Annotated in this window: 24 protein-coding genes and 4 pseudogenes; 5 read left to right on the top strand and 23 right to left on the bottom strand. The window is 46.1% G+C overall.

The window, feature by feature from the left end; genetic code table 11:
* Nucleotides 1–124: 124 nt before the first annotated feature.
* From ACN0S4_RS12170 to cadR, 13 genes and pseudogenes are all read right to left on the bottom strand, one after another.
* Complete coding sequence (locus ACN0S4_RS12170) at nucleotides 125–400, bottom strand: hypothetical protein (RefSeq protein ID WP_417657948.1); 276 nt, start codon at nucleotides 398–400, stop codon at nucleotides 125–127.
* A 214-nt stretch (nucleotides 401–614) separates the two neighbouring features.
* A complete protein-coding gene (locus ACN0S4_RS12175) occupies nucleotides 615–968 on the bottom strand; it encodes a cupredoxin domain-containing protein (protein WP_417657949.1) in 354 nt (117 codons plus the stop codon).
* Between the two features lie 37 nt (nucleotides 969–1,005).
* The gene (locus ACN0S4_RS12180) at nucleotides 1,006–3,267 is read right to left on the bottom strand and encodes a heavy metal translocating P-type ATPase (protein WP_126772030.1); all 2,262 of its coding nucleotides are present in this window, start codon (nucleotides 3,265–3,267) and stop codon (nucleotides 1,006–1,008) included.
* A 79-nt stretch (nucleotides 3,268–3,346) separates the two neighbouring features.
* The gene (locus ACN0S4_RS12185) at nucleotides 3,347–3,805 is read right to left on the bottom strand and encodes an ATPase (protein ID WP_417657950.1); all 459 of its coding nucleotides are present in this window, start codon (nucleotides 3,803–3,805) and stop codon (nucleotides 3,347–3,349) included.
* Nucleotides 3,806–3,832: 27 nt separating this feature from the next.
* Nucleotides 3,833–4,204 (bottom strand): cation transporter, encoded by a 372-nt coding sequence (locus ACN0S4_RS12190; protein WP_417657951.1) that lies wholly within the window; start codon nucleotides 4,202–4,204, stop codon nucleotides 3,833–3,835.
* A 57-nt stretch (nucleotides 4,205–4,261) separates the two neighbouring features.
* Nucleotides 4,262–4,600 (bottom strand): P-II family nitrogen regulator, encoded by a 339-nt coding sequence (locus ACN0S4_RS12195; RefSeq protein WP_417657952.1) that lies wholly within the window; start codon nucleotides 4,598–4,600, stop codon nucleotides 4,262–4,264.
* 93 nt (nucleotides 4,601–4,693) lie between these two features.
* On the bottom strand, nucleotides 4,694–5,071 hold the full coding sequence (locus ACN0S4_RS12200; RefSeq protein WP_417657953.1) for a hypothetical protein: 378 nt from the start codon (nucleotides 5,069–5,071) through the stop codon (nucleotides 4,694–4,696).
* Between the two features lie 99 nt (nucleotides 5,072–5,170).
* Nucleotides 5,171–8,296, bottom strand: a complete 3,126-nt coding sequence (locus tag ACN0S4_RS12205) for an efflux RND transporter permease subunit (protein ID WP_417657954.1) — start codon at nucleotides 8,294–8,296, stop codon at nucleotides 5,171–5,173.
* Nucleotides 8,289–9,815, bottom strand: a complete 1,527-nt coding sequence (locus ACN0S4_RS12210; protein ID WP_092854695.1) for an efflux RND transporter periplasmic adaptor subunit — start codon at nucleotides 9,813–9,815, stop codon at nucleotides 8,289–8,291. The genes ACN0S4_RS12205 and ACN0S4_RS12210 overlap by 8 nt, the downstream gene beginning before the upstream one ends.
* Before the next feature lies 1 nt (nucleotide 9,816).
* Nucleotides 9,817–11,106, bottom strand: coding sequence for a TolC family protein (locus tag ACN0S4_RS12215; protein WP_233340204.1), 1,290 nt, complete (start codon nucleotides 11,104–11,106; stop codon nucleotides 9,817–9,819).
* 660 nt (nucleotides 11,107–11,766) lie between these two features.
* Entirely contained in the window at nucleotides 11,767–11,982 is a 216-nt protein-coding gene (locus tag ACN0S4_RS12220) for a hypothetical protein (RefSeq protein ID WP_417657991.1), read from the bottom strand.
* Nucleotides 11,983–11,987: 5 nt separating this feature from the next.
* A complete protein-coding gene (locus tag ACN0S4_RS12225; protein WP_417657955.1) occupies nucleotides 11,988–12,431 on the bottom strand; it encodes an FAD-binding oxidoreductase in 444 nt (147 codons plus the stop codon).
* A gap of 173 nt (nucleotides 12,432–12,604) precedes the next feature.
* Nucleotides 12,605–13,001 (bottom strand): annotated as a pseudogene (cadR, locus tag ACN0S4_RS12230) (Cd(II)/Pb(II)-responsive transcriptional regulator).
* Nucleotides 13,002–13,110: 109 nt separating this feature from the next.
* On the opposite strand from cadR, the pseudogene ACN0S4_RS12235 reads away from it, so the two are divergent.
* The 4 genes and pseudogenes from ACN0S4_RS12235 (at nucleotide 13,111) to ACN0S4_RS12250 (ending at nucleotide 16,343) form a co-directional block, all read left to right on the top strand.
* A pseudogene (locus ACN0S4_RS12235) lies at nucleotides 13,111–13,942 on the top strand (cation transporter).
* 11 nt (nucleotides 13,943–13,953) lie between these two features.
* Nucleotides 13,954–14,415, top strand: a pseudogene (gene lspA, locus ACN0S4_RS12240) (signal peptidase II).
* A gap of 59 nt (nucleotides 14,416–14,474) precedes the next feature.
* Nucleotides 14,475–15,268, top strand: a pseudogene (locus ACN0S4_RS12245) (transposase).
* 328 nt (nucleotides 15,269–15,596) lie between these two features.
* On the top strand, nucleotides 15,597–16,343 hold the full coding sequence (locus ACN0S4_RS12250) for a MauE/DoxX family redox-associated membrane protein (RefSeq protein WP_034732797.1): 747 nt from the start codon (nucleotides 15,597–15,599) through the stop codon (nucleotides 16,341–16,343).
* A 26-nt stretch (nucleotides 16,344–16,369) separates the two neighbouring features.
* Here the strand turns inward: ACN0S4_RS12250 and ACN0S4_RS12255 are convergent, their stop codons facing one another.
* The 10 genes from ACN0S4_RS12255 to ACN0S4_RS12300 all read right to left on the bottom strand — a co-directional run bounded on the left by ACN0S4_RS12255 (nucleotide 16,370) and on the right by ACN0S4_RS12300 (nucleotide 24,283).
* Nucleotides 16,370–17,680 (bottom strand): APC family permease, encoded by a 1,311-nt coding sequence (locus ACN0S4_RS12255; protein WP_092841993.1) that lies wholly within the window; start codon nucleotides 17,678–17,680, stop codon nucleotides 16,370–16,372.
* A gap of 21 nt (nucleotides 17,681–17,701) precedes the next feature.
* Nucleotides 17,702–18,136, bottom strand: a complete 435-nt coding sequence (locus tag ACN0S4_RS12260; protein ID WP_055437789.1) for a YybH family protein — start codon at nucleotides 18,134–18,136, stop codon at nucleotides 17,702–17,704.
* A gap of 17 nt (nucleotides 18,137–18,153) precedes the next feature.
* Entirely contained in the window at nucleotides 18,154–18,999 is an 846-nt protein-coding gene (locus ACN0S4_RS12265) for a copper resistance D family protein (RefSeq protein ID WP_126772055.1), read from the bottom strand.
* Entirely contained in the window at nucleotides 18,999–19,349 is a 351-nt protein-coding gene (locus tag ACN0S4_RS12270) for a copper resistance CopC family protein (RefSeq protein WP_011234483.1), read from the bottom strand. The genes ACN0S4_RS12265 and ACN0S4_RS12270 overlap by 1 nt, the downstream gene beginning before the upstream one ends.
* A gap of 26 nt (nucleotides 19,350–19,375) precedes the next feature.
* The gene (locus tag ACN0S4_RS12275) at nucleotides 19,376–20,119 is read right to left on the bottom strand and encodes a copper resistance protein B (protein WP_417657956.1); all 744 of its coding nucleotides are present in this window, start codon (nucleotides 20,117–20,119) and stop codon (nucleotides 19,376–19,378) included.
* Between the two features lie 11 nt (nucleotides 20,120–20,130).
* Complete coding sequence (locus ACN0S4_RS12280) at nucleotides 20,131–21,888, bottom strand: copper resistance system multicopper oxidase (RefSeq protein ID WP_417657957.1); 1,758 nt, start codon at nucleotides 21,886–21,888, stop codon at nucleotides 20,131–20,133.
* Nucleotides 21,878–22,096, bottom strand: a complete 219-nt coding sequence (tatA, locus tag ACN0S4_RS12285) for a twin-arginine translocase TatA/TatE family subunit (protein WP_290654276.1) — start codon at nucleotides 22,094–22,096, stop codon at nucleotides 21,878–21,880. The genes ACN0S4_RS12280 and tatA overlap by 11 nt, the downstream gene beginning before the upstream one ends.
* Nucleotides 22,097–22,098: 2 nt before the next feature.
* A complete protein-coding gene (locus ACN0S4_RS12290; RefSeq protein WP_417657958.1) occupies nucleotides 22,099–22,590 on the bottom strand; it encodes a DUF411 domain-containing protein in 492 nt (163 codons plus the stop codon).
* Nucleotides 22,591–22,656: 66 nt separating this feature from the next.
* Nucleotides 22,657–23,001 (bottom strand): hypothetical protein, encoded by a 345-nt coding sequence (locus tag ACN0S4_RS12295; RefSeq protein ID WP_417657959.1) that lies wholly within the window; start codon nucleotides 22,999–23,001, stop codon nucleotides 22,657–22,659.
* Between the two features lie 619 nt (nucleotides 23,002–23,620).
* The gene (locus tag ACN0S4_RS12300; protein WP_417657960.1) at nucleotides 23,621–24,283 is read right to left on the bottom strand and encodes a LiaF domain-containing protein; all 663 of its coding nucleotides are present in this window, start codon (nucleotides 24,281–24,283) and stop codon (nucleotides 23,621–23,623) included.
* A 375-nt stretch (nucleotides 24,284–24,658) separates the two neighbouring features.
* On the opposite strand from ACN0S4_RS12300, the gene ACN0S4_RS12305 reads away from it, so the two are divergent.
* A complete protein-coding gene (locus tag ACN0S4_RS12305; RefSeq protein ID WP_417657961.1) occupies nucleotides 24,659–26,776 on the top strand; it encodes a diguanylate cyclase domain-containing protein in 2,118 nt (705 codons plus the stop codon).
* The last annotated feature ends 3 nt before the right edge of the window (nucleotides 26,777–26,779 follow it).

Consider the following 26,779-nt stretch of genomic DNA (forward strand, 5'->3'; position numbering starts at 1 on the left):
TGCAGTTCGTGGCATCCATTGAAAATTGAACAGCTCAATTCATTCCTCGAGTGGTTCTAATAATGGGGGCCTGTCAATTAACAGCTCAATTCATTCCTCGAGTGGTTCTAATAATGGGGGCCTGTCACATCCCATGGTTCATCATTTGCATTCCCTTCTGCATTGACTTCATGTGTTCTTCCATTAGTTTTTTACGTTTCTTGGGATCGGATTCGCTTTTTATTTTTTCCATAGCTTCGCGCATTTCTTGCATGTGCTCATTCATTGATGTCATTTTTTCATGATGCATCATTCCACTCATTGAACCTGTTTTATCATCGCCATGTTTATGCTGAGCATCAGCAAAGACAGGAGAGGCCATTAAAGCTGTGATAGTTAAAGCTGAAAGTACTTTTTTCATTCTATTACCCTCTTGATTATGACCAAATTGTATTGGTTTCATTAATTTGACGTTATTTCACTATAGTTAAATCTTGGAACCCACGCTGACGTAGATCCCATATAACGGCAGTATTCATCGCCGAATTCTTCAATGCCTTCGATGAAATTGAATTTCATTGAATCTAGCGGAAAACTTTTAAAATTCTCATTGTGACCTGGACGTTTTAAGCCATTTAACCAGCAACGATTTTTCCCCGATACATTTGCATCTGGCAATGAAAGTCATACTCTCCGGGTTCCAGTGCTGGTATTTGAATTGGCTTTAATTTGTCAAAAGGCAACGTTTCACTGATTTCCAGGTCAGGGATAAGCAGAGTTTCAGAGCAAGGCGATTGATCCTTCCGCAGAAACCTGAGTTCAACCGGCTTACCTTCAGGTACGTTTATTCTCGAAGGCGAGTAGGTGCCGTTTTCGACGGCAATCACCCAATCACCTTCTCCCAGCTTCATCTGCTTGGGCGTGTAAAGCCAAAACCACCAGACGATCAGTGCGATCAGAGCGATACCAGCAATATTAATAAATAACATATTTATTCTCCTGAATGCGCCAATGATAAAAGGTGCATTAATGTTTCTTGGCTTTGAAAAAGCGTAACCGGTTAGCGTTGCTCACTACCGTAAGCGAAGAAAAAGCCATTGCTGCACCTGCAATAACCGGACTCAACAGCATTCCAAAAAATGGATACAGAACGCCTGCGGCAAAAGGAATACCTGCTACGTTGTAAATAAAAGCACCAAATAAGTTTTGTTTAATGTTGCTCAGTGTGGCCTTGCTCACCGCGACCGCATCGGCAAGCCCGTGCAACGACCCGCGCATCAATGTAATATCAGCACTTTCAATAGCGACGTCCGTTCCCGTGCCAATCGCGAAGCCTACATTGGCAATAGCTAGTGCTGGCGCATCATTAATACCATCTCCCGTCATGCCAACGATTTCGCCTTCCATCTGCAGCTCCTGAACCTTTTTTGATTTTTCTTCCGGCAGAACTTCAGCGAAAAATTCTTTAATTCCTACTTTTTCAGCAACTGCTTCTGCTGTCGCGCGATTATCACCAGTAAGCATCACTACTCGCACACCGTTATCTTGCAAACGTTTAATGGCGGCTACGGAGTCGTCTTTTATCGGGTCGGCAACTGCAATAATTGCAGCTAACTCATTATCAACGGCAAAGTACATAGGCGTCTTAGCTTCAGCAGCTAAGCCTTGGGCTTTTTCAACAAAGTTACCGAGCTCAACTTGACGTTCACGCAACAGCTTTTCATTACCGAAAAGGAGGGACTTCCCGTCAACTTCTGCCTCCACGCCATGACCAGCGATGGCGTTGAAGTTCGAGACCTTACTTGTCTTAATCCCTCTTTCCCTGGCTGACTCAACTATCGCCTGTGCTAGCGGATGTTCAGAGCCAGACTCAAGTGTCGCTGCAAGTTGCAGTACGGTTTGCTCATCGTACTCACTCGCTACTAATACGTCGGTGACTTTAGGAGAACCAAGTGTAATGGTGCCCGTTTTATCCAGGATCATAGCCGATACTTTCGACGCTGTTTGCAATGCTTCGCCATTGCGAATCAGCACACCTGCCTCTGCGGCTTTTCCTACACCCACCATTACCGACATAGGCGTCGCCAGGCCTAATGCGCAAGGGCAAGCAATAATCAAGACAGTGGTCGCTGATACCACAGCAAAGGCCAGTGCCGGCTCAGGCCCAAAGTTAAGCCAAGCTAGAGCACTGATAACAGCGATAATCATAACGACTGGCACAAAGTAAGCTGAAATAATATCGGCAAGACGACCGATTGGGGGCTTAGAGTTTTGCGCCCGTTTCACCATGTTAATAATTTGAGCAAGTGCTGTATCTTTTCCGACTCTTGTCGCTTGAAACAAAAAGGAACCACTTTTATTTATCGTGCCCGCCACAACGTCATCACCAACTGATTTTTCCACGGGCATGGGTTCACCCGTTAGCATAGATTCATCAACGGTGGTACTTCCCTCTATAACTTTTCCATCAACAGGGATTTTTTCTCCGGGACGAACACGTACTACGTCCTCCTCGAGTACGTCTTCGATAGCGATATCCAATTGTTTATCGTCACGAATCACCCTTGCGGTTTTCGCCTGCAAACCAATGAGACGTTTTATGGCTTCGGACGTGCGCCCACGAGCTTTCAGTTCAAGTGCCAGCCCCAAATTGATCAAACCGATAATCATTGCGGTCGCTTCAAAGTATACGTGACGCGCCATTTCCGGAACCAGGTGCGGAACCAATACAACCACCATGGAATACAACCAGGCGGTACCAGTACCAAGTGCGATCAGCGTATCCATATTAGCGGAATGATTTTTCAAAGATTGCCAGGCACCGACGAAGAAGTGTTTGCCCGAAAAGTAAAGTACACCTAACGTTAGAATACCTACGACTAACCATGTCACACGCTCTGTGGCAGTGGTCACCGTCATTTCACCAACAAAAAGGCTATAAATCATGAGAGGTACACCTAACGACAGCGCAACGGTCATCTCCCGCATCAGCCGCTTGTAATAAGCCCAGTCGGCTTGCTCTTTTTCTGCCAACGCATCACCGTCACTTTCGGACGTGGCTACTTTAGCGCTATACCCCGCCCTCTCTACTGCTTTCACTAAAGCGCTCGGATTTGCTGTTCCAGTCACACTGACCGTTCGCTGGGCAAAGTTCATCTCTGCATTTTCCACGCCGGATACAGACTTTAATGCATTTTCGATTTTGCCAACACAACTCGCGCAACCGGCTCCCTCGATAATGAGTTCCTCAATGGAACGACTACGAACGTCCTCAGTTTTTACACCCATACCAGTGCTCCTTATTGACGGGAAACGAGCCAAGCAACAGCTATTTCCCGCAAAGTACCAACGATAAAACCGTCACTCACTACATATCCGAAAATCGATGCGCAGTTTGCACCATTCGTTTAATTTCATTTTCTTCAACGTTCTTTACCGTTTCTAGCAGCTCTTTTGCGCTATCTATATCAACACGGGAATATAGGTGTTCATACAGTTCTATGACTTGCTCATGATGGTTTACAACCTTCTCCATAATGTGATCGGTATCTAACTCTTTAAAAGGCGAATCGCAGTGCCCATGCTCAACGATGGGATGTTTCCCAATATAGTCATAACACCAAGTGTCTAATGCATTTAGGTTGGCTGTATTCAAAAAACCTTCAACCATTCGCTCTAAGCTAGCTTCATGACCCGACACGTAGCTTAGAATCATCCGAGCTCGTTCATCTTGGTTTTGTTTAGAGCAGTGAGTCACACACTCCTTCAGGTTTTTGTGGAAATCAACGGTCCAACTCAGTACATCTTTGATTGTTTCTATTTGCATTTTTTACTCCTTACCTATAATTAATTGTTACTTTCGTTTGCTTTTGATACGTGGCGGGCTTCTGTGGCAACTCCACGGTGTATGCTCTGCATTATCTTTAATATTTTGATCAATAAATTTGTAGTATTCCTCTTTCAAGTGAGTCCACCAGCCACTATTTATTTCAACACCAAATATTCCGAGCTTTTCCTCTATCATAGTCAGATCGACTTTAGAGGCATCATAAGCGACCGATAACAAGTTCTGGTCAGAGTCGTAGGCAACGCTATCAAGACCAACCAAGCGATCGATTTCGTTAATCGCTTCGCGAACTTTTTTCACACTCTCAGTGTTTAGCTTTAACGTGCGATTGACTAAGTTAATTTCCCGCACTCCGGCTCTATGATCGTTAGTTGACATCAGTACTGTCCTATTTATTAAAACTACCAATATGCTTCAGTCGACGTTGCCGCGATATTAACGTTGTAACGAGAGTTCTTTATCAGTCGCTGCTCGTTTGTCGTGAACCCAAAGCAATTCATCTATTGGCGAGATACAGACTAAGCCCTCGTTAGATACCCCGGTATAGGCCGCTTCAACTACCAAAAACGCAACGTCACGCGCGTCATCACTGTTCACATAAACTTCGAGCTGTACGTGATCAACTAAGTGATCATCGTTATAACTATCTAAGTAATAGCCTCGACCTCGAACAGGAAACAATGTAAAGCCGCTAACGCCACACCCAACCAGAGTCTCCTCCACTGCGTCTTGCCGAAGTTGATCAAAAATAGCGGTGATTTTAGATAGGTTCATATATTCTCCTACAAGCCTTAAGTCACTTAACTTAAGAGCTCTATCTAGCATGATTAAATTTCGAAAAAAGTTTTAATTGAAATTCAGCAGGAGCTATTTCGGAGGATAAAAAGTATCAAAAGACATTTGCTTAACATTCCCTTCATATGAAAGAGGATGCTGCAAGTAACCAATTGACTTTATTGGCAAATTGAACGGAATTAATACTAAAGGTGAGCTTGCAGAGTTGCACTCCGCATCCATTAAACATGTATCAGCAGAGTCAGTTAAACAATAACAGCACGTTTTACTGGCAGGTTGTTCGTCGTCATCACAATGAATGTTGCTTTTTCTCTCGTTTGCAACATCTGCCTGATTAACGTTGATTACGTGCTCTGCGCTGGAGGCAGTATTATGGACAGGAGCAGCTGGGAAGGATAGTTGAATCACTATTCCTAGCATAAGCACAACTAAAAATTTTGTTTGAGCCATATGTGTGTCCCCAATCCCGAATTTTAACTTAGCATACTTGTTAGCGCACATCATTGATCAAGATCAATGATGTGCAGCTCCTAACCCTAATAACCGATCTTATACACACTTGATCTTCTGCCCACGCCACAAGTAGTAAACAGCAGGTAATACGAGCAAGGTTAAGATAACAGCGCTGATCATTCCTCCAACCATTGGCGCCGCTATTCTACTAACCACCTCAGTCCCAGTCCCTGTACTAAACATTATAGGCAATAAACCAGCAATTGTAGAAACGGCCGTCATCATGACGGGGCGAACACGAAGTCCAGCCCCTTCCATTACGGCAAGAGAGAGACCGTCTTTCGTTAATGCTTTACCATGCTCTAACTGACTTTTTTCATATTCATTATAGGACTGGTTTAAGTAAGTCAGCATTAGTATTCCTATTTCTACAGTGACACCGGCTAGAGCTATAAAACCAACCGCTACAGCAACTGAGAAATTATAATCTAAAAGATACATTAGCCAGATTGCCCCCACCAATGCGAGAGGCAAAGTTCCCAATATAATGGCTATTTCTGTAACGTTTCGAAAGTTCATATATAAAAGAACGATAATAATCGCGAGCGTTAACGGAATCACGTAAGTCAGTTTTTCCTTTGCCCTTTCCATATATTCGTACTGCCCGGACCAGGTAACTGAATACCCTGCTGGCAACTCGAGTTCTTGTTCTACAACCTTCATTGCTTTTTCAACATAAGTGCCGACATCAACTCCCTCAATGTCGACAAAAGTCCAGCCATTAAGTCTTGCGTTTTCGCTTTTAATTGCCGGCGGTCCAAGTTCAACGTAGACATCAGCCACATCCGCCAAACTAATACGCTGCCCGTTTGGCGTAACTAAAGGTAGCTTCTTTAATTCTTCCGGCGAATCACGGTAATCTTGAGGGTAGCGCAAGTTTATTGGGTAACGTTCAAGCCCTTCAATGGTCTCTGAAACATTCATTCCGCCAATAGCCGTGGCAACAACCTGCTGAACATCCTCAATGTTCAAGCCATAACGTGCAGCCTGCTCTCTTTTTATGTCGACTTTGACATAGCGTCCACCAGCCACTCGCTCTGAATAAACAGAAGCCGTACCATCGACATCATCAAGTATCGTTTCAAGCTGCTGACCGATCTTCTGAATTTCATTAAGATCAGCTCCGGCAACTTTTATACCTACCGGCGTTTTGATACCTGTCGATAACATATCAATGCGAGTTTTAATGGGGTAAACCCACGCATTGGTCAGCCCCGGAAACTTTACAAGCGCATCCAGTTCTTTTTTCAACTTCTCAGTGGTCATACCGTCTCTCCACTGATCTTTCGGTTTCAGTTGAATAAAGGTTTCAATCATCGTTAGGGGTGCCGGATCAGTGGCGGTATCCGCTCGACCAATTTTGCCAAAAACCGTCTTCACTTCCGGTACCGTTTTTATGAGCTTGTCGGTTTGCTGCAACAGCTCCCTTGCTTTACCAATTGATAATCCGGGATAGGTAGTGGGCATATACATCAAATCGCCCTCATCCAAATCTGGAATAAATTCACTACCAATTTTGTCAATCGGCCAGACACCAACGGCCAGGATAACAAGCGCTCCGACAACTGCTGTCTTGGGGTATTTCAAAATGCCTTTTAAAAGCGGTTTATACCCGGCGATCAATAACCGATTAAGCGGGTTTTTCCCCTCAGGTGTTACCTTTCCTCTGATAAAAAATCCCATCAACACGGGGATAACGGTAATCGCTAAGGCTGCACTGGCTGCCATTGCGTAAGTTTTCGTGAAAGCAAGCGGAGAAAACATCCGCCCTTCCTGGGCTTCTAAGGTAAATACCGGCATAAAGCTGACGGTAATAATGAGCAAGCTAAAGAAAAGAGCAGGGCCCACCTCTGAAGCAGAGGCGGCAACCACCCGCCAGCGGTTCTCTGCTGTCAGTGGCGTTTTTTCCATATGCTTATGCATATTTTCAATCATGACGATGGCACCATCGAGCATAGCGCCAATAGCGATTGCGATCCCTCCAAGTGACATAATATTCGCGTTAATTCCTTGCCAATACATGACAATAAACGCGGTTAAAATACCCAAAGGCAAGCTGATAACGGCAACCAGCGAGGAGCGGACATGGAAGAGAAATACCACACAGATAAACGCGACAATAGCGAGTTCTTCTACTACACTTTTCCAGAGACTTTCCACGGCATCCGAGATAAGCCCCGAACGATCATAGACAGTGACTATATCGACACCTTCTGGTAGCCCAGACTTTAATTCTTCCAACTTTTGTTTAACGCCATCAATCGTTTTTTGGGCATTTTCTCCGAAACGCATTACCACAATACCACCCACGGCTTCTCCCTCACCGTTGAGTTCGGCGATACCGCGTCTCATTTGGGGGCCCACACCCACATCAGCAACGTCTTTAAGCAATAATGGCGTGCCATTTTCATCAACGCCAAGCGGGATACTCTCTAAGTCTGACACACCATCAATATAGCCTGAGGCCCGGACCATATACTCAGCTTCCGCCATTTCAACCACCGACGCCCCCACTTCCTGATTACCTCGCTGGATAGCATTTTGTATGTGAGCAAGAGGAATATCGAATGCGCGCAGCTTCTCCGGATCCACTTTCACCTGGTACTGCTTTACCATCCCGCCGAGGGCGGCAACTTCCGAAACCCCCTCGACCGTTTGCAGTTCATACTTTAAAAACCAATCCTGCATACTGCGTAACTCACTCAAATTGTGGTTACCCGTACGATCAACCAAGGCATACAAATACACCCAACCAACCCCTGTTGCATCAGGGCCTAATTGCGGTCTTGCATTAGAAGGCAGTGTCGGAGCAACCTGAGACAAATATTCCAGTACTCGCGAACGCGCCCAGTAAGCGTCTGTATCTTCGTCAAAAATGACATACACATAGGAGTCGCCGAAAAACGAATATCCACGGACGGTTTTAGCGCCGGGGACAGACAGCATAGCGGTTGTTAATGGATAGGTTACTTGATCTTCTACCACCTGCGGCGCTTGACCCGGATAGCTGGTTTTAATGATCACCTGGACATCCGACAAGTCCGGCAGTGCGTCTACGGGCGTATTCTTAACCGCAAAAGCACCAACACCCACGAGGATTAATGTCGCCAGAAGAACGAAAAAACGGTTACTCACTGACCATCGAATGACTGACTTAATCATGGTTATGCTCCTGCTCTGTCACTTGTTTTTGCTCAGGAATATGAATCGATGTGAGCTGGTACTGTTGCTTCCCGACTTGCGTTATTTCCGCATGCAAGGATAACCCCGTGCTAAGCTGAGAAAGTTCAACATCCGAAGCAACATCGAAGTCCATCGTCATTGCAGGCCAGTCCCATTCAGAAATCTCACCGTGCTCCAGCGTAACCATCGAGTGCTGAGGCATAACATTTTTAACGGTTGCTTCAACCCAGACAGCTTGAGCTGCTGCGTCACTTGACATACTGCCATGGCTCTCGTTATCAGCATCAGTGTCATGTTGCATGCGCTTAAAGTCAGAGGATTTACTGGACTCAGAATCAATCAAAAACTGAGCTGAAGTAACGATGTCATCACCTGCCATAAGACCCGATAAAATTTCAACTCGCGAGCTCCCTAACCGCCCAACGTCAACATTAACTGTTTTAAATTTCCCATCACCCAGTGCCAGTACAACTCGGTTCGAACCACCCATTCGGATAAGCGCTTCTTTAGGGATGATTAAGTTTTTGTCGCCTAAACCAGCCTTAATGTTAAGATTCGCAAACATGCCCGGTTTTAAAAAACCATCTGGGTTGTCGAAGTGAATTCGAACTTGTCCCGTCCGAGTTTTAGGGTTAAGTGACGGATAGACATAATCAACCTTTCCTTGCCACTCTTTACCTGGAGCATACTCAAGGTTCATTTGAACGTCATTGCCTACCTCAACCTGGTTCAATTGCCGCTCAAAGACTTCTGCAATAACCCAAATTTTATCCAGTTGAGCAATGGTCATTAAATTCATACTCGGCGTTACAAACGCACCTTCACGCACAGTCAGTCTATCCAATACCCCGGACTGCTTTGCTTTTACCGTGATTGTTTTCTGAATTTTACGAGTTTCTTTTAACTTTTTAATCTCAGATTCAGAGACTTGCAGAGCTCTTAAGCGTTCTTCAGCGGCATCAATTAGCACCTGATTACCTCTTTGCGAGGCCAATACAAGCTCCTCTTGCGCATTAACCATTTCAGGAGAGTAAATACTGTATAAAGGCTCGCCGGCTTTAACCGAGTTACCAACCGCTTTTACGAAAAGCTTCTCAATCCAGCCTTCAACACGAGGACTTACTGTTAATACTCGGTCCTCATCAAACTGAACATAGCCAACTGTTTCGATATCTAGGTTGAGTCTCGAGGACGTGACGGTTGCAGTTGTAACCCCAAGGTTATTAATAACGTCGGGATCAATTCTCACCGTACCAGGTGAACTCTCTTCTGCATCATCGCCATAGTAAGGAATAAGGTCCATCCCCATTGGAGACTTTCCTGGTTTGTCTCGACGATAATTGGGATCCATCGGAGCCACCCAATATAACGGCTCTTTTTCTGCATTGCCCGATGAACGATCAGACACTTCAGTCGATTGCATTACATAGCCAATAGCGCCAGCGCCAACTGCAAAGCCTACAGCTAAACTTATAAGAGATTTGGTGACTGTTTTCATTTTACACTCCTGAAAGTAATAAGTAGTTTGCTTCGGCAATCAATTTTTGGCGGTTGATGGCGATTGCTAATGCATCAATTTTTGCGTCGATTTCCGCAATCTGTGACCGTACCGCCTCGGCAAAGTCGCCATCATCATTGTTGTAGGCAGTCAATGCGGCTTCAGACTGGGCGGACATTTGTGGAAGTAGCTCTTCGTGATATAGGGCAGCACGTTCATTCAAACGGTTCAGTTGTAAAAACGTACTGCGTAAATTGGCTATTAACTGCCTGGCAACCAATAACTTCTCAGTTTTTTTTGCTTCCGTTTTAAACTTTGCTGAGCGTACCTGCTTATCCTGTTTGTTATCAGTAAATAAAGGGACATCGAACGTAACCCCGACTGACAGCAAGTCGGCACGGTCATTGCCGCTTGGATCGTCGTTTCTATGGCCATATTTCAGATTGGCTGACCATTGCGGTTTATAACCTTGCTGAGCGAGCTCGACAGACGTCTCCGACGCCAAAATGTCTTGATCGGTCGCTTGCAAAACCGGGTGTTCTTTTATCAATTCGTACAAGGCTTGATTCGGTATTGTCGAAGGTGATAGCAATGTCTTCTTCAGCGTAAGACTCGGAAGGTCATCCGGTAACGTTGATTTCGCTATAACACCTATCCATTCCGACAATTCGCTTTGAAGTTGCTCCTCTTTTTGTCGCAGTGACGTCAACCTATCATCCAGGCGTGTAAGCTCAAGTTGGGCTCTAATAACATCTTGCTGCCGTGCTTTTCCCTCGGTGCTGGTATAACTCGCCTTAGCCGTCGACACTAACTGTTCAAAAAGCGCTCTATCCGATTCAATCAAGCGAATACTTTGCTGAGAGAAAAAAACATCTAACCACAACTTCGTGACCGTTGTTTTGACCTTTGCAATACGATCCGCTCTCAAAAACGGTTGTTTTTGAGCTAATTGGTTTTTCTGCTTACGAGACAACGATAATGTGTCTCCTCTGGGAAATGCTTGTGAAACACCGACGACTAACTGGGTCATTCCTTCCTGTCTTGAACTAAAACTGTCAACCGGGAAACTGGCAGCCGTGAGCGATATTTGAGGGTCAGGCAAACTGGAAGAGGCTATTGCTTCACTCGCGAATGCTTCTTGGGTTTGCTTACTTGCCGTTAACCAAGGATCTTCTTGTACAGCGATACTCACTGCTTCTTGCAAATTCAAAAGCGGCTCTTGTGCATTAACGACATTTGGCACCACTACAGTCAGAACACTTAAATAAGCCATTCTTCTTAAAAGTTTCATATTGTTACTCTCAAAAACTGTGAATTTTTAAATTAAACACAGACCAAGTTATGAGTCGGACCGTAACGAGGACGACGAACGACGTCGTAACGACAATGACCGAACCAAAGCTTATAGCTGTGCTTTTACCTGGACGATAAACGCGCCAGGAGCGAGAAATTTAGTACTTTTTAAGAGTAGATTGGGGGCCGAAATAGCGAGAGAGAGTGCTTTTCTTTAATATTCGTATCTAAGAATGAGGAAGCGTTAAAAACCAGCTTCTCAATAGGCGGAACGGTGGATTGCTCAGAATAAACGACAGTAATCGACGGGCTGTAACAATGTCGCATCATTGAATCAGAGCAACAGTTATCGGTAAGAGAATGTGACACTTCGCAACCCGCAAGATCGCAAACTTGCTCAGTAGAATCGTGCATACATGCCTTTTCCGTACTGATAGTTTGTGAAAATGACATTGTTGTTACTACTAATAGCAGTAGGACAATGATTAAACGATACATGCGAAGCTTCACTATAAAAACATGCTTGCATTGTATCTCTTTTGGCTGATAAAGATCAATCAATTAAAGGAAGTACCCATAACGAGGTAGTCAACCCAGATGGTGATACGACTTCTACATCACCACCCAGATTTATTGCTAACTCAGGCGCTTTCAAGCTCTAAATACCAAAGTCATCGAACCTTACTTGTTCTCGCGGAACGCCAAAGTCAGCAAGAGACTTTAACGTTGCTTTCAGCATTGGTGGAGGACCACACACGTAAACGTCCAATGTGTTTTTGTTTTCATCTGCCAACCATTTCATTGCGGTTTCGTGCACAAAGCCAGTGTGCCCGGCCCACTCATCTGATTTAGCAACCTCTGAAAGTACCGGTATATAATTTAACCGCTCATCTCTTTCGAACTCATCCCTATAACAGAGCTCTTTTCATATCGTGCGCCGTAAAAAAAGATACAGCGACGAGGAGAGCCTGCTGCTAATTCACTTTGTATTAACGCTCTCAACGGTGCAATACCCGCGCCGCCCCCGATGAAGACTTGTGTATGAGAGTTTTGCTTTGCCAGTTGGAAGTCTCCAAATGGCCCAACGGCATCGACACGAGCGCCAGCTTCTAAATTACATAAGTAATTTGATCCCACCCCCGGCGGTACCCCTTCGCTTGGCGATGGCAGCTGCCTTATGTTAAACACAAATCGAGTCGGGTGAGGCCGCGTAGCAACAGAGTAATGTCGTGACAATATTTCGTTTAAGTGTGGAATACGAAACTGCATAAACTGCCCGGCTTCATAATTAACGGGCTCTGAACTCACAAAGGTAAGCTCCATAATGGATGGAGTCAGTTGACGCTTTGAATCGAGTGTTAAAGCTATATCACTAACCCCCTCATTATGTAACTTTACTTCATAATTTGGGGTAAGCGGATTAAATGGTTGATCTTACCTTTGCATGAGAGTGAGACAGACCGGCATCTCATCGGATTATCTGGTTGATGCTTCACCTACTGCTGGTGCATGTTTCCTTCGCTAATTCCAGCAAGAACCCACACGCCTCAACTTCCCGGTCATCGTTGCAACTCGCTCTCAGTGAAACGAGTTGTTTCTCAAGCGCTTGCAGAGCGGTTATTGCGACCGCACATGAGATGTGATCATCGAGCAAGGCGTTGACGGCGGTACAAGGCTGATGAGGGTCGTCCCGATAGCTCTGTAGTTCGTGAATCTCAGCCAGTGACAGGCCCAGGATTCTGCAGCGACGGATGAAGGCGCCCTCACCATGCTTCTCGGTATAACACGATAACCGTTGTCCCGCCGATCAGGCGGCGGCAACAGCCCTGCTGTTCATAAAGCGGATCGTCTCAGTTTCGACCCTACCAACTGCGCCAACTGACCAATGCGCATCAGCCTCCCAACGGATTCTTTACTTATTGACCTTATAGTAGCTTTATAGTTTGAAATGTAAAAGCATTGTTCAAGTGAGCCGTATCATGTCAAATCCTGTGGTGGCGCCGTGTGTGATGCAACGTCCGCAGCGGATACCGATATACAGGCCTCCTCCGAGGCGCCAGGAGATGGGTCCGCGTTTTGCCGTGCCGAAGATGGACTGTCCATCAAAGAACGAATGATTCGCCTAGCCTGAACGGCTTGAGGAGATTCGGGCGCTGTCGCCTGGACTTAATGAACCGCCGGCTGAAGGTCGTGCATGACGGCGAGTCGAGCCCATCACCTCGAAACTGAAGACTTGGGCTAGGCGCCTCGCTTCGGAAACCGTCGCTGCAAATCCGAGACCATCAAGGCCGCCGAGTTTTCGGCAGCTTCTGCTAAGCAGAATCCGGGACCCTGCGCTGGTTGCTCGGCATCAATGCACTTCTGTTCGTGGTGGAAATGACTGCCGGCCGATCGCCCGGTCCACCGGCCTGATTGGAGAATCTGGACAATTTTGCCGATGTGGCGGTGTCGGGCTTGCCTTTATGCGGTTGGACATAGCGTGAAAATGCAGGTACGTGCTGCGCATCTTGCTGGTGTACTGCAACTGATCTTGGCTGTGGGCGTGCTCGTAGAGGTGGTGGACGCTTTGTATTCGGTAGTGAGCCTGAATCGCTGGTGATGATGGCTATCGCATTCGTCGCATTGATTGCCAATACCGTTGTCTGCCGTTTCATATCAAACATCGAAGGCAGGGCGCACATGAAGGCAAGCTGATATTCTCGTCAACGACGTGGTGATCAACTGGGGTATACCGCCGGCGCCCTGGTCGCGTGGACCGGTTCAATTATCGGATCTGATTATCGGCACCATCGCGGGGCATTGTACTTAACGGTGCCAGACGCATTTGGCGTTGAAGGGTTAAATAATGCTCATTATTGGTAAAACTCTCGCCGTATGCCCTATTGTCCATATCGGCCTGCTGGCAGCGTCTGATCAGGCTGTAAAGTGGCTGGTGCAGCAATCATTGGCCTGCTGGCAGTATGTTTCGGTGACCCCGTTCTTTAACTGGGTGCACCTATGGAACACCGGTGCCGCATTCAGTCTTTTGCGAATGGTGGAGGCTGGCAGCGCTACTTTTATCGGAATCGCGGTAGTGGTCTCGATTTTTCTGATCAAGCTGATCCGAAAATCGTCATAAAGGAGAAGCCATCGCTTACATCTTATCCTCGGTGGCGCCATGGGCAACCTGATTGACCGGGTCTTTCGCGGCTATGTTGTGGATTCCTTTGATTTCACTATGGCAGGCTGGCATTGCCGGCCTTCAACCTGGCTGATATTGCAATTGTCCTCGGTGCCTTACTTTCGTTTCCAGCAGCTTGTTGGGTAAAAGCAAACACCAATGCCGAGTCGGATGGATCTGACTGACACCTACGCCTATACAACACCATGACCGAACTTCCCGACAACATCCTTCACCTGCCGCAATACCAAGTACTGGGCTGCAAATCAACCGACGACGAAATGCACTTCCAGTGGACGTGCCTGATCCCATCGCCTGCGAATGCGGCGTGCAGGTGAGTTCGTACGGTCCGGCAAGCGTGACGTTCCCTATCGTGATCTGCTCATCCACGGCAAGCGGGTCACTCTCTGGGTCCGCCGCCGATATCTGCCTGGCCTGCAAGACAACATTCAGGCCCCAGCTACCGGAGATGGTGGACGGATTCTGTATACACTGCGGCCAAGGGAGACCGGAAAATCCTGTTGAACGCGCTCACGAAGTCTCAGACCGGGAGCGCCTCATCATGGAGACCTGGACAGGCGCGTTCCCGTAACTGCTGGCCGCCTACGAGCACAAGGAGCGCTTCTACGGCATCTGGGACGCCACCCACGGCTCAGGCAGAAGCCGCCCTGGACGAGTCGATAGCCACCATCCCGAAGAGCCAAAAGGAAGTCTGGACGATTTGGTCAGGCAGTGGAAACTGGCGCGAAATACCGGCGACCTACTTGGAGACGGACATGCTCGTCACCAACGCTTACACGGATCCATCAACCGACTGGCCAAGGACAAGAACCGTGAAGGGCGCGGTTACTCCTTCGAGGTATGCGGCACGAATGCTCTACACCACGAAGCACAGATTAGGCACCGACTGCGAAGGTTCTCCTTTCTGAAAACCATCGGTTACGGACTGCCGGACTTCGCAGAGGAACTCAACTACGGAGTCGATCTATCAACCATCTGAGGGTGGTATCAGATTGATGGGGTGAAGGTGCCCCATCAACCATTAAATCCGTATACCCAAAAAAACTAAAGTTGTATACAAAGCTCTTTAATAGCAGCGCTTGTAGAGCTTGTATATTCAACTTTTACCCCCCTTAAATATCCTAACTCTTTTAAAATTAGCTCTTATAAACGGTTAAAAAGCCATCAAAAAAAGTTGTCCAGTTTTTCAAAATTTAAAATATATTTTCAATTTTTATGAATTTTTAATCTCACAATTAGAGATGCTAATCCTCCAGCGACTATAATGCGTATATAGATGTACCATTTTTAAGTAAGGAGACGTCACTATGAGTCAATCAACTCAAAAAGCCACGCTTTACAGAATGTCGACACCTGACCACCAATGCCCTTTTGGTTTAAAAACCAGGCACTTACTTAAAGCCAACGGTTACGATGTGGACGACAACCTGTTGGAAAGCCGAGAAGAAACCGACAAATTCAAGAAAAAGCACGACGTCGATACCACTCCACAAGTGTTTATTGGTGATAAACGTATCGGTGGGTACGAGGAGGTTCGAGCCTTTCTTGGAAAGCCTCTTCCTGACCCTGACGCAACCAGTTACCGGCCCGTTATTGCATTATTTATTATGACGGCACTCCTCTCTGTAGCCACGTCGTGGTTGTCTTTTGGTCGCGTATTTACCGTACAAACCATCGAGTGGTTCATCAGTTTCTCTATGGTGGTTCTGGCCTTGCTCAAACTCCAGGACGTAGAGAAATTCTCTACCATGTTTCTCAATTACGATCTTCTCGCCAAAAAATGGGTGCCTTATGGCCGTATTTATCCCTATGCCGAAGGCTTGGCGGGTCTGTTAATGGCAGCCGAATTCGCCCATGTCATATCCATACCCGTCGCATTATTCATCGGCATCGTAGGCTCTATATCGGTGTTTAAAGCCGTTTATGTCGACAAACGCGAGCTAAAATGTGCCTGTGTCGGTGGCTCCAGTAATGTGCCGTTAGGCTTCATTTCGCTCACTGAAAACCTCATGATGGTCGCTATGGCTGTCTGGATGTTTTTTACAATGAACTAGAAAAAGAGCGCATAGCGCTCTTTTTCTTAACGCTTTTTACGTAAAAACAAAATCTCACCAGCGGCAATCAATGCCATACCGATAAGAGACGCCCAAATCACCAGCGGATCGCTCGTCCATTTCACCCATATAAAAGCGACTAAAACGATGACGTCTAGCGTGATTGCGCTGACAAGTATGTAAATATTGGCATTCACCTTTTGCCTTAGATGCCGTAATACGCCCCAGTGGATCGCAATGTCCATCACGATATAAAAAATAGCGCCCAGTGACGCAATTCGACTCAAATCGAAGAATGCCGCTAAGATCATAGCCATAACAATGGTGTAAACCAGCGTATGCTTCTGAATGGAACCTGGCATGCCAAAATGACTGTGTGGAACAAGCTTCATATTGGTCAACATGGCTAACATTCTTGAAACGGCAAACGCGCTGGCAATCACTCCTGATACCGTTGCTACAATTGCAAACGCAACCGTCACCCAGAGTCCAGTTTCACCGTAGACGGGTCTGGCTGCTTCAGCAAGCGCGTAGTCTTTCGCTTTCACAATCTCATCTATGGACAGGCTCGAGCCAACCGCCAGAGTGACCAGAACGTATATTAACGCGCAGATAATCAGCGAAATAATAATGGCACGCCCGACATTTCTCTTAGGCTCAACAATTTCACCGCCACTATTGGTTATTGTTGTAAACCCTTTGTACGCAAGTATGCTTAAAGCAATCCCCGCTAAAATACCGCCACCCGTAGCTTCTTCTGGAATAGCCGATATCGATTCAAACTGAATGCCTGAGGCCCACAAACCACCAGCCGCTAAAATGACCAACCCTAAAGTCTTAACAAAGGCCATAAAAAACGAGAACGTTTGAATAAACTGATTACTCAAAATATTGATAAAAAACGCAAAGACCAGCAAACCCACCGCCAACAAAGGGATAAGCCACTGCGCTTCAAAAGAAATTAACTGGCTGGTATAAGACGCAAATGTCCGAGCGACTAAACTTTCATTAATCACCATAGAAAAGTACATCAAGAGTGCGAATATCGCCGTCACACTTCCTTTTCCATAAGCTTTACTGAGGAACATCGCAATACCGCCCGCTGACGGATAGGCTTTCGCCAACTTAACGTAAGAGTAAGCGCTAAAGCCGGCAATGATACCGCCGCACACAAACGCCAGGACAAACCACTCTCTTGCCAGCTGAGCAACTTGTCCGGTCAGTGCAAAAATACCAGCGCCAATCATCACACCAGTCCCCAGCGACACCGCCCCCCAAAGACTCAGGCTGCTTTTCTGATAATCCTGATGTCCGTGTTCATGATCGTGTTCTGCCATAATCAGCTCCTGTGATTGAACTCAGTTGGACCAATGGATCCGGATAATTTTCCAGCCAGACTCAGTCGTATTTGATACGGTTACGGTTTCATTCATCGTTAAATCAACCTCACGCCCGTTATACTCCCCGGAAACGCTATACCGAGAAGTGATCACAGCAAGGCCATCGGCTTCTTGTACTGTCCTTTCAAGCAACTGTGAAGGAACCGCCTGGCTAAACTTAATATCTGACTTAAGGTGATGAGCACTGTACTCGGCCAAGGATCGTTCAACACCACCACCTTCAAAGATAAGCACATCATCGGAAAGCACGTCTTTAACGACCTCCGTGTCACCTTCAGTTAAAGCAGTTCGAAATGCATCAAGCACAGCGGTCGGCTCAGATAGTTTTTCGGCGCTACTGGGCGCTGAAATAAACATTACCGAAACCATAAAAACACTCACAAGTAATTTCATTCTTCTTATTCCTTACATTAACCGGGGGAAAACGCGCTGCTTAGCGCAGAGGCCAGGATAAAAATAGTGACAGCCAATACCATTTCTACCGTTATCGATTGCTTCAGTCGCTTCGCAGCCGACTCATTATTCAACTGGGGTACCAGCTTTAATTTATGCCGTGCGGCAACAAGAAGAATCAACGCCACAAACACAAGCTTCGTCAGCAATACCGTGTCGTATGATGTTAATGGCAGCTCTGGTATCCACTGTCCGGTTGCACTTCGATACATAACCACCCCCGCAATCAGGAGTATCGGAACCGCTGCAGACATGTGCATTCCAAAACGCTCCATAATCGCTTTCGACTTATCAGGCGATACAGAGGTTGCTAGCTTACGTAATGAGTTAAGACTGCCGAACCAAACCCAAGCAATTAGCAGGTGTATTAAAAGCGCTAACTTGCTCCACCAGACGGCATCACTACCGTGGCCGATACTTAAAAAACTCCATCCCATGAGTCCAACCGCCGCAACATATAGCATCCACTGTATGCTTGTTACCTTAACAACAGAGTAAAAAATCCAGACAACAGCAACGGTTACCTGAAGTTGGATGAACAACCCAACAGGGCCGGTCCATATAAACTGCATGTAGGTCGTGTCAATCATGCCGGCAAAGCCTTCAGCAGCAAAACTACCGACTTTCAGAAAAAAATACAGAAGGCTTGCCAGTAATAGAAGCAACGCAACAAGGCTATTCTTTCGTTCAGACTGCTTTTTTAAACCGGACAAATAAACGATATAAGGCGAGGCGGTCATCACCGCGTTAAGCCAGAATATAAAGGCCAACGTTAAAACGCTGGCCACACTCCAAAGGGTCATCATTTCACCTCAAAGCTAAAATCACCCGATATTTTATGACTGTCCCCACCCATTGCCGTCCAATAAACCGTATAACCACCTGACGCCAAATTGTTTTTAACAGCAATTTCGTACGCTGCTTTGGGAGTCATGCTCATCGAAAAGTCCAGCGGATGCATTTTACCGTCATCTGAGTGCAGCATAATTTTAGCCAGACGAACATCACCGGAAAAATTCATCGTAATTTCCGTTGGTGACTCGGACAAAGTCGCACCGTCCTCCGGGCTACTGGATGTTAGGCCGACGTGAGCGCTGGCCCATGCACTAAAAAATAACGTGGTACCGAAGGCTAACTTAAGTATGTTTTTCATGTTGTTTCCTCTTTGTTTATTATCAATTAAAACCAAACTCTGGCCCCAAGGACCACGCCTGTTTCTGTGGTGTCCTCACCCATTCGTTTCATTTCATCTGCCGTGTTGCCTAACGCGCCGTTCCAATAAACACCAATGTAGGGTGCAAACTCACGACTGATTTCGTGACGATAACGCAACCCCACACGCAAGTTGCTCAAGCCACTTTGCCGTTCATATTTGTCTGAATCTGTCAGGTTGGCTGTTAACTCAATGCGAGGTTGTAAGTACGAGGTTTGTGTTAACTGCCACTCGTACTCGGTTTCGCTAACAAATTGGACATCGCCTTCTTCGTTCATCATCAAAGAATTATCCATTTCAAACCAGTACGGCGCCAAACCCATAAAACTTAAGACCGCATAGTTTTCCATCGAGGCATCCGACGATAAGGTACCTCGCGTACCAATACCGGCCTGAAACGACCAAAACGGAGACACCAAGTATCCATACAGCAGTTCGGCACTTTCCAAGTCAGTGGGCTCTCCGTCATCTTGAATATTTTCCCCCTCACTTTTGAAGACAAACCGATGATAATCACCACCGTACCAAGCCATCATGTCCCAAACGGCAACGTTCTCTTCCTCGTCTGTTCGCGTTAATTCCAGCCGGTCAAATAATACCTGCCCGGTGTAATATTCTTTAACGGGCTCTGGCCAGCCTTCCTCTGCATGTCCCGCCATTGCCACTGCGGGAAAAAGTGCTGTAGTGAACAACAATGATTTAGCGTACATAGCCTTCCTCCTTATGCCACATTTACCACACGAAACATGCCCGCTTTCATGTGATAAAGCAGATGACAATGAAATGCCCAGCTTCCCGGTGCATCAGCGGATATCAGTAGTGATACTTTCTCGCTTGGTTTTAAACTAATGGTGTGCTTACGAGGACGAGGATACTGTCCATTTTCAAGTTCCATCCACATACCGTGTAAGTGGATTGGATGATCCATCATGGTGTCATTAACCATCACCAACCTTAAGCGCTCGCCGTGACGGAACTGCACAGGGCCGTCAACTTCGGTGTAGTTCTTCCCGTCAAACGACCACATATACCGTTCCATATTACCGGTCAAATGCAGTTCAATCTGGCGCTCTGGTTCCCGCTTATCTGGCCATTCTTGGGCGCCAATAAGATCGCTATACACTAAGACTCTATGGTCAACATTATCCAAACCTATGCCCGGTTCATGGAGACGACTGGTCGGATTCATAGCTATCATGGCGGCAGCAGCTCCGTGACCACCTTCACTGTGCTCAATTTTAATGTTTTCCACAGGAAGCTCTTTTTTATGCATCATTTCATGATTCATATGACCGTCTGTGCCGCTCATATTCATCATACCTTTCTCTTCCTTATTTCCTGACATCGCCATGGCCCCCATTCCCATCGCGGCCATACCACGTTCAGGCACCGCGCGTAACTCAGGAACTTCTGCTTCAAGGCCAATTTCTGGTGTTAATGTGCCTCTGACATAGCCACTACGGTCAAAGCTCTCCGCAAAAATCGTATAAGCCTTGTTATGCTTTGGCTGAACAATGACATCATAGGTTTCAGCCACTCCGATACGAAACTCATCAATAGACACAGGCTTCACCGGTTGACCATCTGCCGCCACTACAGTCATCTCTAGACCAGGAATACGTACATCGAAATAGCTCATCGCAGAGCCGTTGATAATACGAAGTCGCACTTTCTCACCTGGTTTAAATAATGCTGACCAGTTCATTGCTGAATCGCGACCATTCATCAGGTAGGTGTATGTACTCCCTGTCACATCAGCGATATCGCGAGGACTCATTCGCATTTGCCCCCACATTTCTCGTTGCTTCCAGGTTTTCTCTAACCCTTGCTGTCGCACGTCCTCGAAGGTCTCAAATATCGTACGTTTTTGATAGTTATAGTACCCCTCCGCAACTTTCAAGTTACGAAACACGGTATCCGGATCTTCGAATGTCCAGTCGCTGAGAATAATGGTATGTTCTCGATCAGCACCAATGTCTCCGTCTTTCGGTTCAATCACTAACGGCCCCAGGTGTCCCAATTGCTCCTGCAAACCGGAATGGCTGTGATACCAATAAGTTCCGTTTTGCTCGACATCGTAGCGGTATTTGAACGTTCGTCCTGGCTTTATCCCTTCGAAAGATACGCCAGGCACGCCATCCATATTCTCCGGCAATATAATTCCGTGCCAGTGAATTGACGTGTCTTCCGACAACCGGTTAGTCACATTTAGCTTTGCTCGCTGCCCTTCTTTTAAACGAATCAAAGGGCCCGGCATTTGGCCATTGATGGTTATTGGTGCTCCTACTTTATTTCCCACGAGCAGTGGGGACTTTGCAATGGTCAGATCAATCTCATCGTTTGTCAGGATCTGATCTTTAAAACTGCGTCCCTGAGGAGCAGCCCAAGTTGGGGCTACTTTGGCGATTGCTAAAGCAGACGCCACAGTGAATGCAGATTTAATAAACTTTCGACGCCCTTTGTTAAACTCATTGCTCATTATGACGCTCCTCTTTTGAGGTTAAATTTTGATAACGTTGAACGTCCTGTTCCTTATCAGACGGCTCATCAGAAACCGATGATTTAAACCCTTTAATCGCACTACCAAGATCGGAGCCCAGGGTTCGTAGCTTTTTGCTACCAAAAAGAAGGATGACAATAACTAGTAAAATTCCTAGCTGAACCATACTCAAGCCGCCAAAACCCATAGCTAAAGCCCTTCATTTGAGAGTGCTTGCTGCTGCTCTAAACTTGCTATCTGCTGATAAGGTGTAATTGAACCGTCCTCTTTGATTTCATAGACCGTATACGGTTGAAACCGAGTACCCATTTCCATACCAACAGACCCTGCCGGCATGCCAGGAACAGTTAATCCAATGCCATTGGCTGACTTTTTCCCAGCTAAATAATGAGAAACCAATGTAGGAGGAACGTGCCCCTCAAAGACATAGCCATTACTAGAAATAGCAGTATGACAGGATTGGACCTCGGCACTAATACCGGCATCACGTTTTCGTTGGGTCAAGTTGTTCGGATGTTGTACGGACACACTAAAGCTATCCGGTAAAGCTTGTAACCACTTTTCACAGCAACCGCAGTTGGGATCTTTTAGAACGGTTAGTTGCTGCTCTTCTACATCGGTTGCAGATACAGACACGGAAAACAGCATCGCCAAAACAGCGATATTGCGTTTGATAGACATAATTATTCACCGATTAATAAGTTTTAAGGAAACACGCCGAGCGTGTGTTAAATTTCTAGTAATTTATTAAGCGGTAATTATTGGGGGACGGAATAAATTAGACGCGTGTTTAGCACGAATTGAGGTGTCGATGGTCGCATCGACTTTGGCAGAAAGGTTAACTGCAGCGGCATTAACCGAAGAAGACTGTCCGACAAATAAAACCGAGCCGCCGGAGCAATGCCGAATGGTCATGTCAGCACAGCACGAGTTGTGCTTTTGCGTCTCATGCTCGCAATCGTTTGTGTCGGCTTCGTACATCATGCTGTGCTGCATTTGGCTGTTATCATGACATGCGTGAGCTTCTGCCGTTTGCGAAAACGACATCGACACCAATAGCACTGTCATTAATAACAGAATTCGAATTAGCACGAGCACCCTGCTTTTTGCAATTTAAAAAACTTCAGTCTAACGTCATTTTAGCGCATGTCAAATAATAATGATGAATCACGAAATGTTCGCAGGCATGGGCTTTCTATGGATGCTGATTGTGGGATCTATTTTTATTGTTCCCGCATGGCGTATCTGCCAACGAGTTGGCTACCCTGGTCCATTGGGTCTTCTGATTGTTATCCCTATCGCAAATATCATTCCTCTTTACTTTATAGCGTTCGGCCCATGGAAAAATGTTGATAAATAGCTAATTCACTTTAACCAAAGCAACAAGTATAGCTTTTCATCTCTGATCAGAAGCACGAATTTATTTGCCACTACACGTTCACAAGTTGCAGACCACTATAGCTATGTTCAACGTGTTAAGCGAGTATTGGGCATAGCCAAAAAGTTAAAAGATTCATTTGTGAAAAAGCTTTCAATCAAAAAACTAAAGCTGAAGTTTTAGTAACAAGGTAAGTAACACGCTTGAATCTTAATATTTTTTATCCACTATAAAACAATAAGTTATTAGATCTTATCGATTCCGCCTCTGGGCACCATTATTGAGAAAGCCCCGCTATTGCTAGCGGGGCTTTTTTCGTTGTGGCTGAGGTGTCTACTTGGTACGGAATGCTTCTTTGAAGGTGTTCGCAAAAGCCACCAGTTTCTCTTTCATGGTCTTCTTGATGGCGATGTCGAGAGAACCCAACACTGAAACGCCCTCGATCACAATTTGTGGTGCCTGCCGGCCGCCCATTGATGGCGCCTTGTTGGTGGTGCTGCCAATGACGTTAAACATGTTGGAAACCACATTCACGCCCTCTGGCACTTTTACATCAACGCTACCGAGTAAATTTTTAACGCGAATAGTGACGCGTTGGTGATTGAATACAGCATCTGTAAAATCTAGATCTACCGAGCCAAGTAGGACATATAGCTCCATCTCTCGCGGCACCATCCATTGGCCGGAGTGATCATTCGATGACAAAATCGCGACCATCCGTTCATTCTCACTGGCATCGGAGGAATCGTAGTTCGGCGTGAACGAGCGTTCGCGCTGCTCTTGGTAGGCGTTGTCTGGTTTCAATGATAAATCAGCCACCAATTTAACCAGAACATGATGATCATCAGAATTTGTTGCCTCATCCAACCGCCGCTCAAAAGCCTCGGCTGAAATGATGTTATGACTGTAATTCATGATCAATTGATCAATGACCTCCTCGCGCACTTGGGCAATAGGACGGTCTTCTAGTTTTACGCCTGTGGTATCGATAGCCATGCCGAATTCCTTATCTCATCTTTCGATGCATCAATTAAATATAGACTAAATAAAACCTATGAACTTTATAAGTAGCTACTATAAGTAATGAATAAGCAATTTTCAGGCCATAATTGTAACCAACTGTATTTCAATAACTTACATAATATAGCTGAGTTTTGAATCGCTGGTGAGCACCTATACTTTAGTCAATTTCACCACTCGTTGGTGAAAATCACTGCAGTTCAAAACGCCCCTAATCCAAATTCGTAATTCCTCGTAATCTTTTGTTAGATTTTAGCGGTAATAATTTTAGGACATCGTAGTCATTCCAAATTAAATTGTGGTAATCTCAAGACATATTCATTTCACGGACAGAATCAGGCGTACTGCAGGTTGAAACAAACAAATATCCTCCACTCCGCTGTGGCTCTTGGTGCGCTGTACGGAATTCCAGCGGCTTTTATGAATGCATACTTCTCACTGCCCCTTTATGGGCTGGTGACGCTGCATATCGGCCAGATGTTTGTAATTCTTGCCCTGATGACTCGCGGTCTGCCAGCCGCCTTAATTGCGGGCATGATTTCAACTGCCGGTCTCTACTATGAGACAAGCAATGCTTTCTTCTTTGTAACACTATCGTTAGAACTCGCTGTCATGCTATGGCTGAACCGGCGTGGTCTCTCATTTTTACTGAGCAACTTTATTTATTGGCTGGTCATTGGTGCGCCAATTTCTTATATCTACTTGGAAAGTGCCGATAGCTTGCCGACTGACTTCATGGTGTTGGTGTTAGTCAAATTGATGCTGAACGGCATCCTCTACACCGCAATGGCTTCCACCATTTATCACGTATTGCCCATGTCGTGGCGATTCGTTTCTCGGCCACCGGTAGCGCCCACCCTGTTTGGCCGTATTTTTTATCTGTCATTTATCAGCATCATGATTCCGTCGTTGATCATTGCCCTGATTCTGACAGCGCGCGGCGCGAAACAAGCGGAAGACCAAATTGTTGGCGACCTCTACCGCAAGGCCAACAATGCTCGCTTAATTACCCGTGACCTGATTGCTGAACATGAGCGCGTAGTCAATCAATTAGCCGATACGCTGGCGCTTACCGATGTGAATGAACATCAAGCATTACTCACGCAAACTCAGATCAATTACCCCAGCTTTCTAACCATGCTGATCGCCAATAGAGACGGCTACATTACCCATGGGGCTCCGAACTCATTTTTTGATACATTACGCACACAACCGTTAGAAGAACTCAGCGTAAGTGACCGAGACTATTTTCGTAGAGCTGTAGAGAGCAAAAACTCTTTCGTTTCAAGTGTCTTTATAGGACGGGGCTTTGGTGCAGATAGTATTATTGCGGTAAGCGCCCCTATAATCCGCGACACAGAAGTAGTTGGCGTAGCTGAAGGTTCTTTGAACCTACCAAAGCTGTCCTCGTTAGAGGAGCGTCAAGACATTGGTCTGAATGATCAGCTACTAGTTATCACTGATGCGTACAATCGAGTCGTGTATGCCTCTGAAACGACGAATTTAGAAGTTTACGACGTCTATACGCCGACCACCGCGCACAACGTGTATACTCGCGCAATTAATATGACGCGACTCAACAGTCGCAACTACTTGATTGCGAATGCGAGCAATCAATATGGTTGGAATATTTACGTGATGTCGCGACCACAGGCAATTACGCAAGTGTTCACGGATAACTTACTGGTATTCCTGTTCTCATTGTTTGGCGTGACCGCACTGTTCTTGCTCGTGACTCATAAGTTTTCTCGCGATATTACTCGTCCGCTAGAAACTTTGGTTGATCACATGACCTCAGATGCATCGGTTGAGGATATTGAGAACAATGACGGCATGACTACCGAGCTACAGGCTATATCTGGGCAATTGTCGAAAGCGCGTCGATTGATGCTTGATTTCAACCGTCAGCTCAAACAACAAGTACAGGACAAAACTCAAGAGCTGGAGGCGCTAAATAAACGCTTACATCAGCTATCTCAAGAGGATGGTTTGACCGAGTTACTGAATCGGCGCACCTTTGATGAACTGACACGTAAGCTCTACAGCAAACGCTGCATGAAGCAACTTCCAGTACATATGTTATTGATGGATATCGACAACTTTAAAGACATTAATGATTCCATGGGCCATCCCATTGGTGACGAATGTATTGTTTCGGTGGCCAAAGAACTCCAACGCTTCTTTAACCATGAAGATGAGCTCGTCAGTCGTTATGGCGGCGAAGAGTTTGCTGTAGTTAGCACTGCCTCGAGTGGTAGCTTGCTCGAACGCCTAGAACAGTTCCGCACAGCATTAACGCGCAGCTGTGTTGTGGATGGCACTATTATTCCAATGACAGTCAGTGCTGGCTTACTGAGCGTCGAAAAAGATTTCAACCTCACCTATACCGACCTCATGATTCGGGTCGATCAATTACTCTATACCAGCAAACGTGAGGGACGTGATCGCGTTACTCATGAGTTGCGATAGTAG

Source organism: Pseudidiomarina aestuarii (genome assembly GCF_048263735.1).
GTDB lineage: Bacteria > Pseudomonadota > Gammaproteobacteria > Enterobacterales > Alteromonadaceae > Pseudidiomarina > Pseudidiomarina aestuarii_B.

Bases quoted from the DNA above. Each gene is read 5' to 3' on its own strand.
- ACN0S4_RS12180 (WP_126772030.1), bottom strand. From the start codon at position 3,267: ATGGGTGTAAAAACTGAGGACGTTCGTAGTCGTTCCATTGAGGAACTC.
- ACN0S4_RS12280 (WP_417657957.1), bottom strand. From the start codon at position 21,888: ATGAGCAATGAGTTTAACAAAGGGCGTCGAAAGTTTATTAAATCTGCA.
- ACN0S4_RS12225 (WP_417657955.1), bottom strand. From the start codon at position 12,431: ATGGAGCTTACCTTTGTGAGTTCAGAGCCCGTTAATTATGAAGCCGGG.
- ACN0S4_RS12300 (WP_417657960.1), bottom strand. From the start codon at position 24,283: ATGGCTATCGATACCACAGGCGTAAAACTAGAAGACCGTCCTATTGCC.
- ACN0S4_RS12290 (WP_417657958.1), bottom strand. From the start codon at position 22,590: ATGTCTATCAAACGCAATATCGCTGTTTTGGCGATGCTGTTTTCCGTG.
- ACN0S4_RS12170 (WP_417657948.1), bottom strand. From the start codon at position 400: ATGAAAAAAGTACTTTCAGCTTTAACTATCACAGCTTTAATGGCCTCT.
- ACN0S4_RS12190 (WP_417657951.1), bottom strand. From the start codon at position 4,204: ATGTCAACTAACGATCATAGAGCCGGAGTGCGGGAAATTAACTTAGTC.
- ACN0S4_RS12200 (WP_417657953.1), bottom strand. From the start codon at position 5,071: ATGGCTCAAACAAAATTTTTAGTTGTGCTTATGCTAGGAATAGTGATT.
- ACN0S4_RS12265 (WP_126772055.1), bottom strand. From the start codon at position 18,999: ATGACCCTTTGGAGTGTGGCCAGCGTTTTAACGTTGGCCTTTATATTC.
- ACN0S4_RS12175 (WP_417657949.1), bottom strand. From the start codon at position 968: ATGTTATTTATTAATATTGCTGGTATCGCTCTGATCGCACTGATCGTC.
- ACN0S4_RS12260 (WP_055437789.1), bottom strand. From the start codon at position 18,136: ATGAAATTACTTGTGAGTGTTTTTATGGTTTCGGTAATGTTTATTTCA.
- ACN0S4_RS12205 (WP_417657954.1), bottom strand. From the start codon at position 8,296: ATGATTAAGTCAGTCATTCGATGGTCAGTGAGTAACCGTTTTTTCGTT.
- ACN0S4_RS12210 (WP_092854695.1), bottom strand. From the start codon at position 9,815: ATGAAAACAGTCACCAAATCTCTTATAAGTTTAGCTGTAGGCTTTGCA.
- ACN0S4_RS12270 (WP_011234483.1), bottom strand. From the start codon at position 19,349: ATGAAAAACATACTTAAGTTAGCCTTCGGTACCACGTTATTTTTTAGT.
- ACN0S4_RS12185 (WP_417657950.1), bottom strand. From the start codon at position 3,805: ATGCAAATAGAAACAATCAAAGATGTACTGAGTTGGACCGTTGATTTC.
- ACN0S4_RS12250 (WP_034732797.1), top strand. From the start codon at position 15,597: ATGAGTCAATCAACTCAAAAAGCCACGCTTTACAGAATGTCGACACCT.
- ACN0S4_RS12215 (WP_233340204.1), bottom strand. From the start codon at position 11,106: ATGAAACTTTTAAGAAGAATGGCTTATTTAAGTGTTCTGACTGTAGTG.
- ACN0S4_RS12195 (WP_417657952.1), bottom strand. From the start codon at position 4,600: ATGAACCTATCTAAAATCACCGCTATTTTTGATCAACTTCGGCAAGAC.
- ACN0S4_RS12255 (WP_092841993.1), bottom strand. From the start codon at position 17,680: ATGGCAGAACACGATCATGAACACGGACATCAGGATTATCAGAAAAGC.
- ACN0S4_RS12275 (WP_417657956.1), bottom strand. From the start codon at position 20,119: ATGTACGCTAAATCATTGTTGTTCACTACAGCACTTTTTCCCGCAGTG.
- tatA (WP_290654276.1), bottom strand. From the start codon at position 22,096: ATGGGTTTTGGCGGCTTGAGTATGGTTCAGCTAGGAATTTTACTAGTT.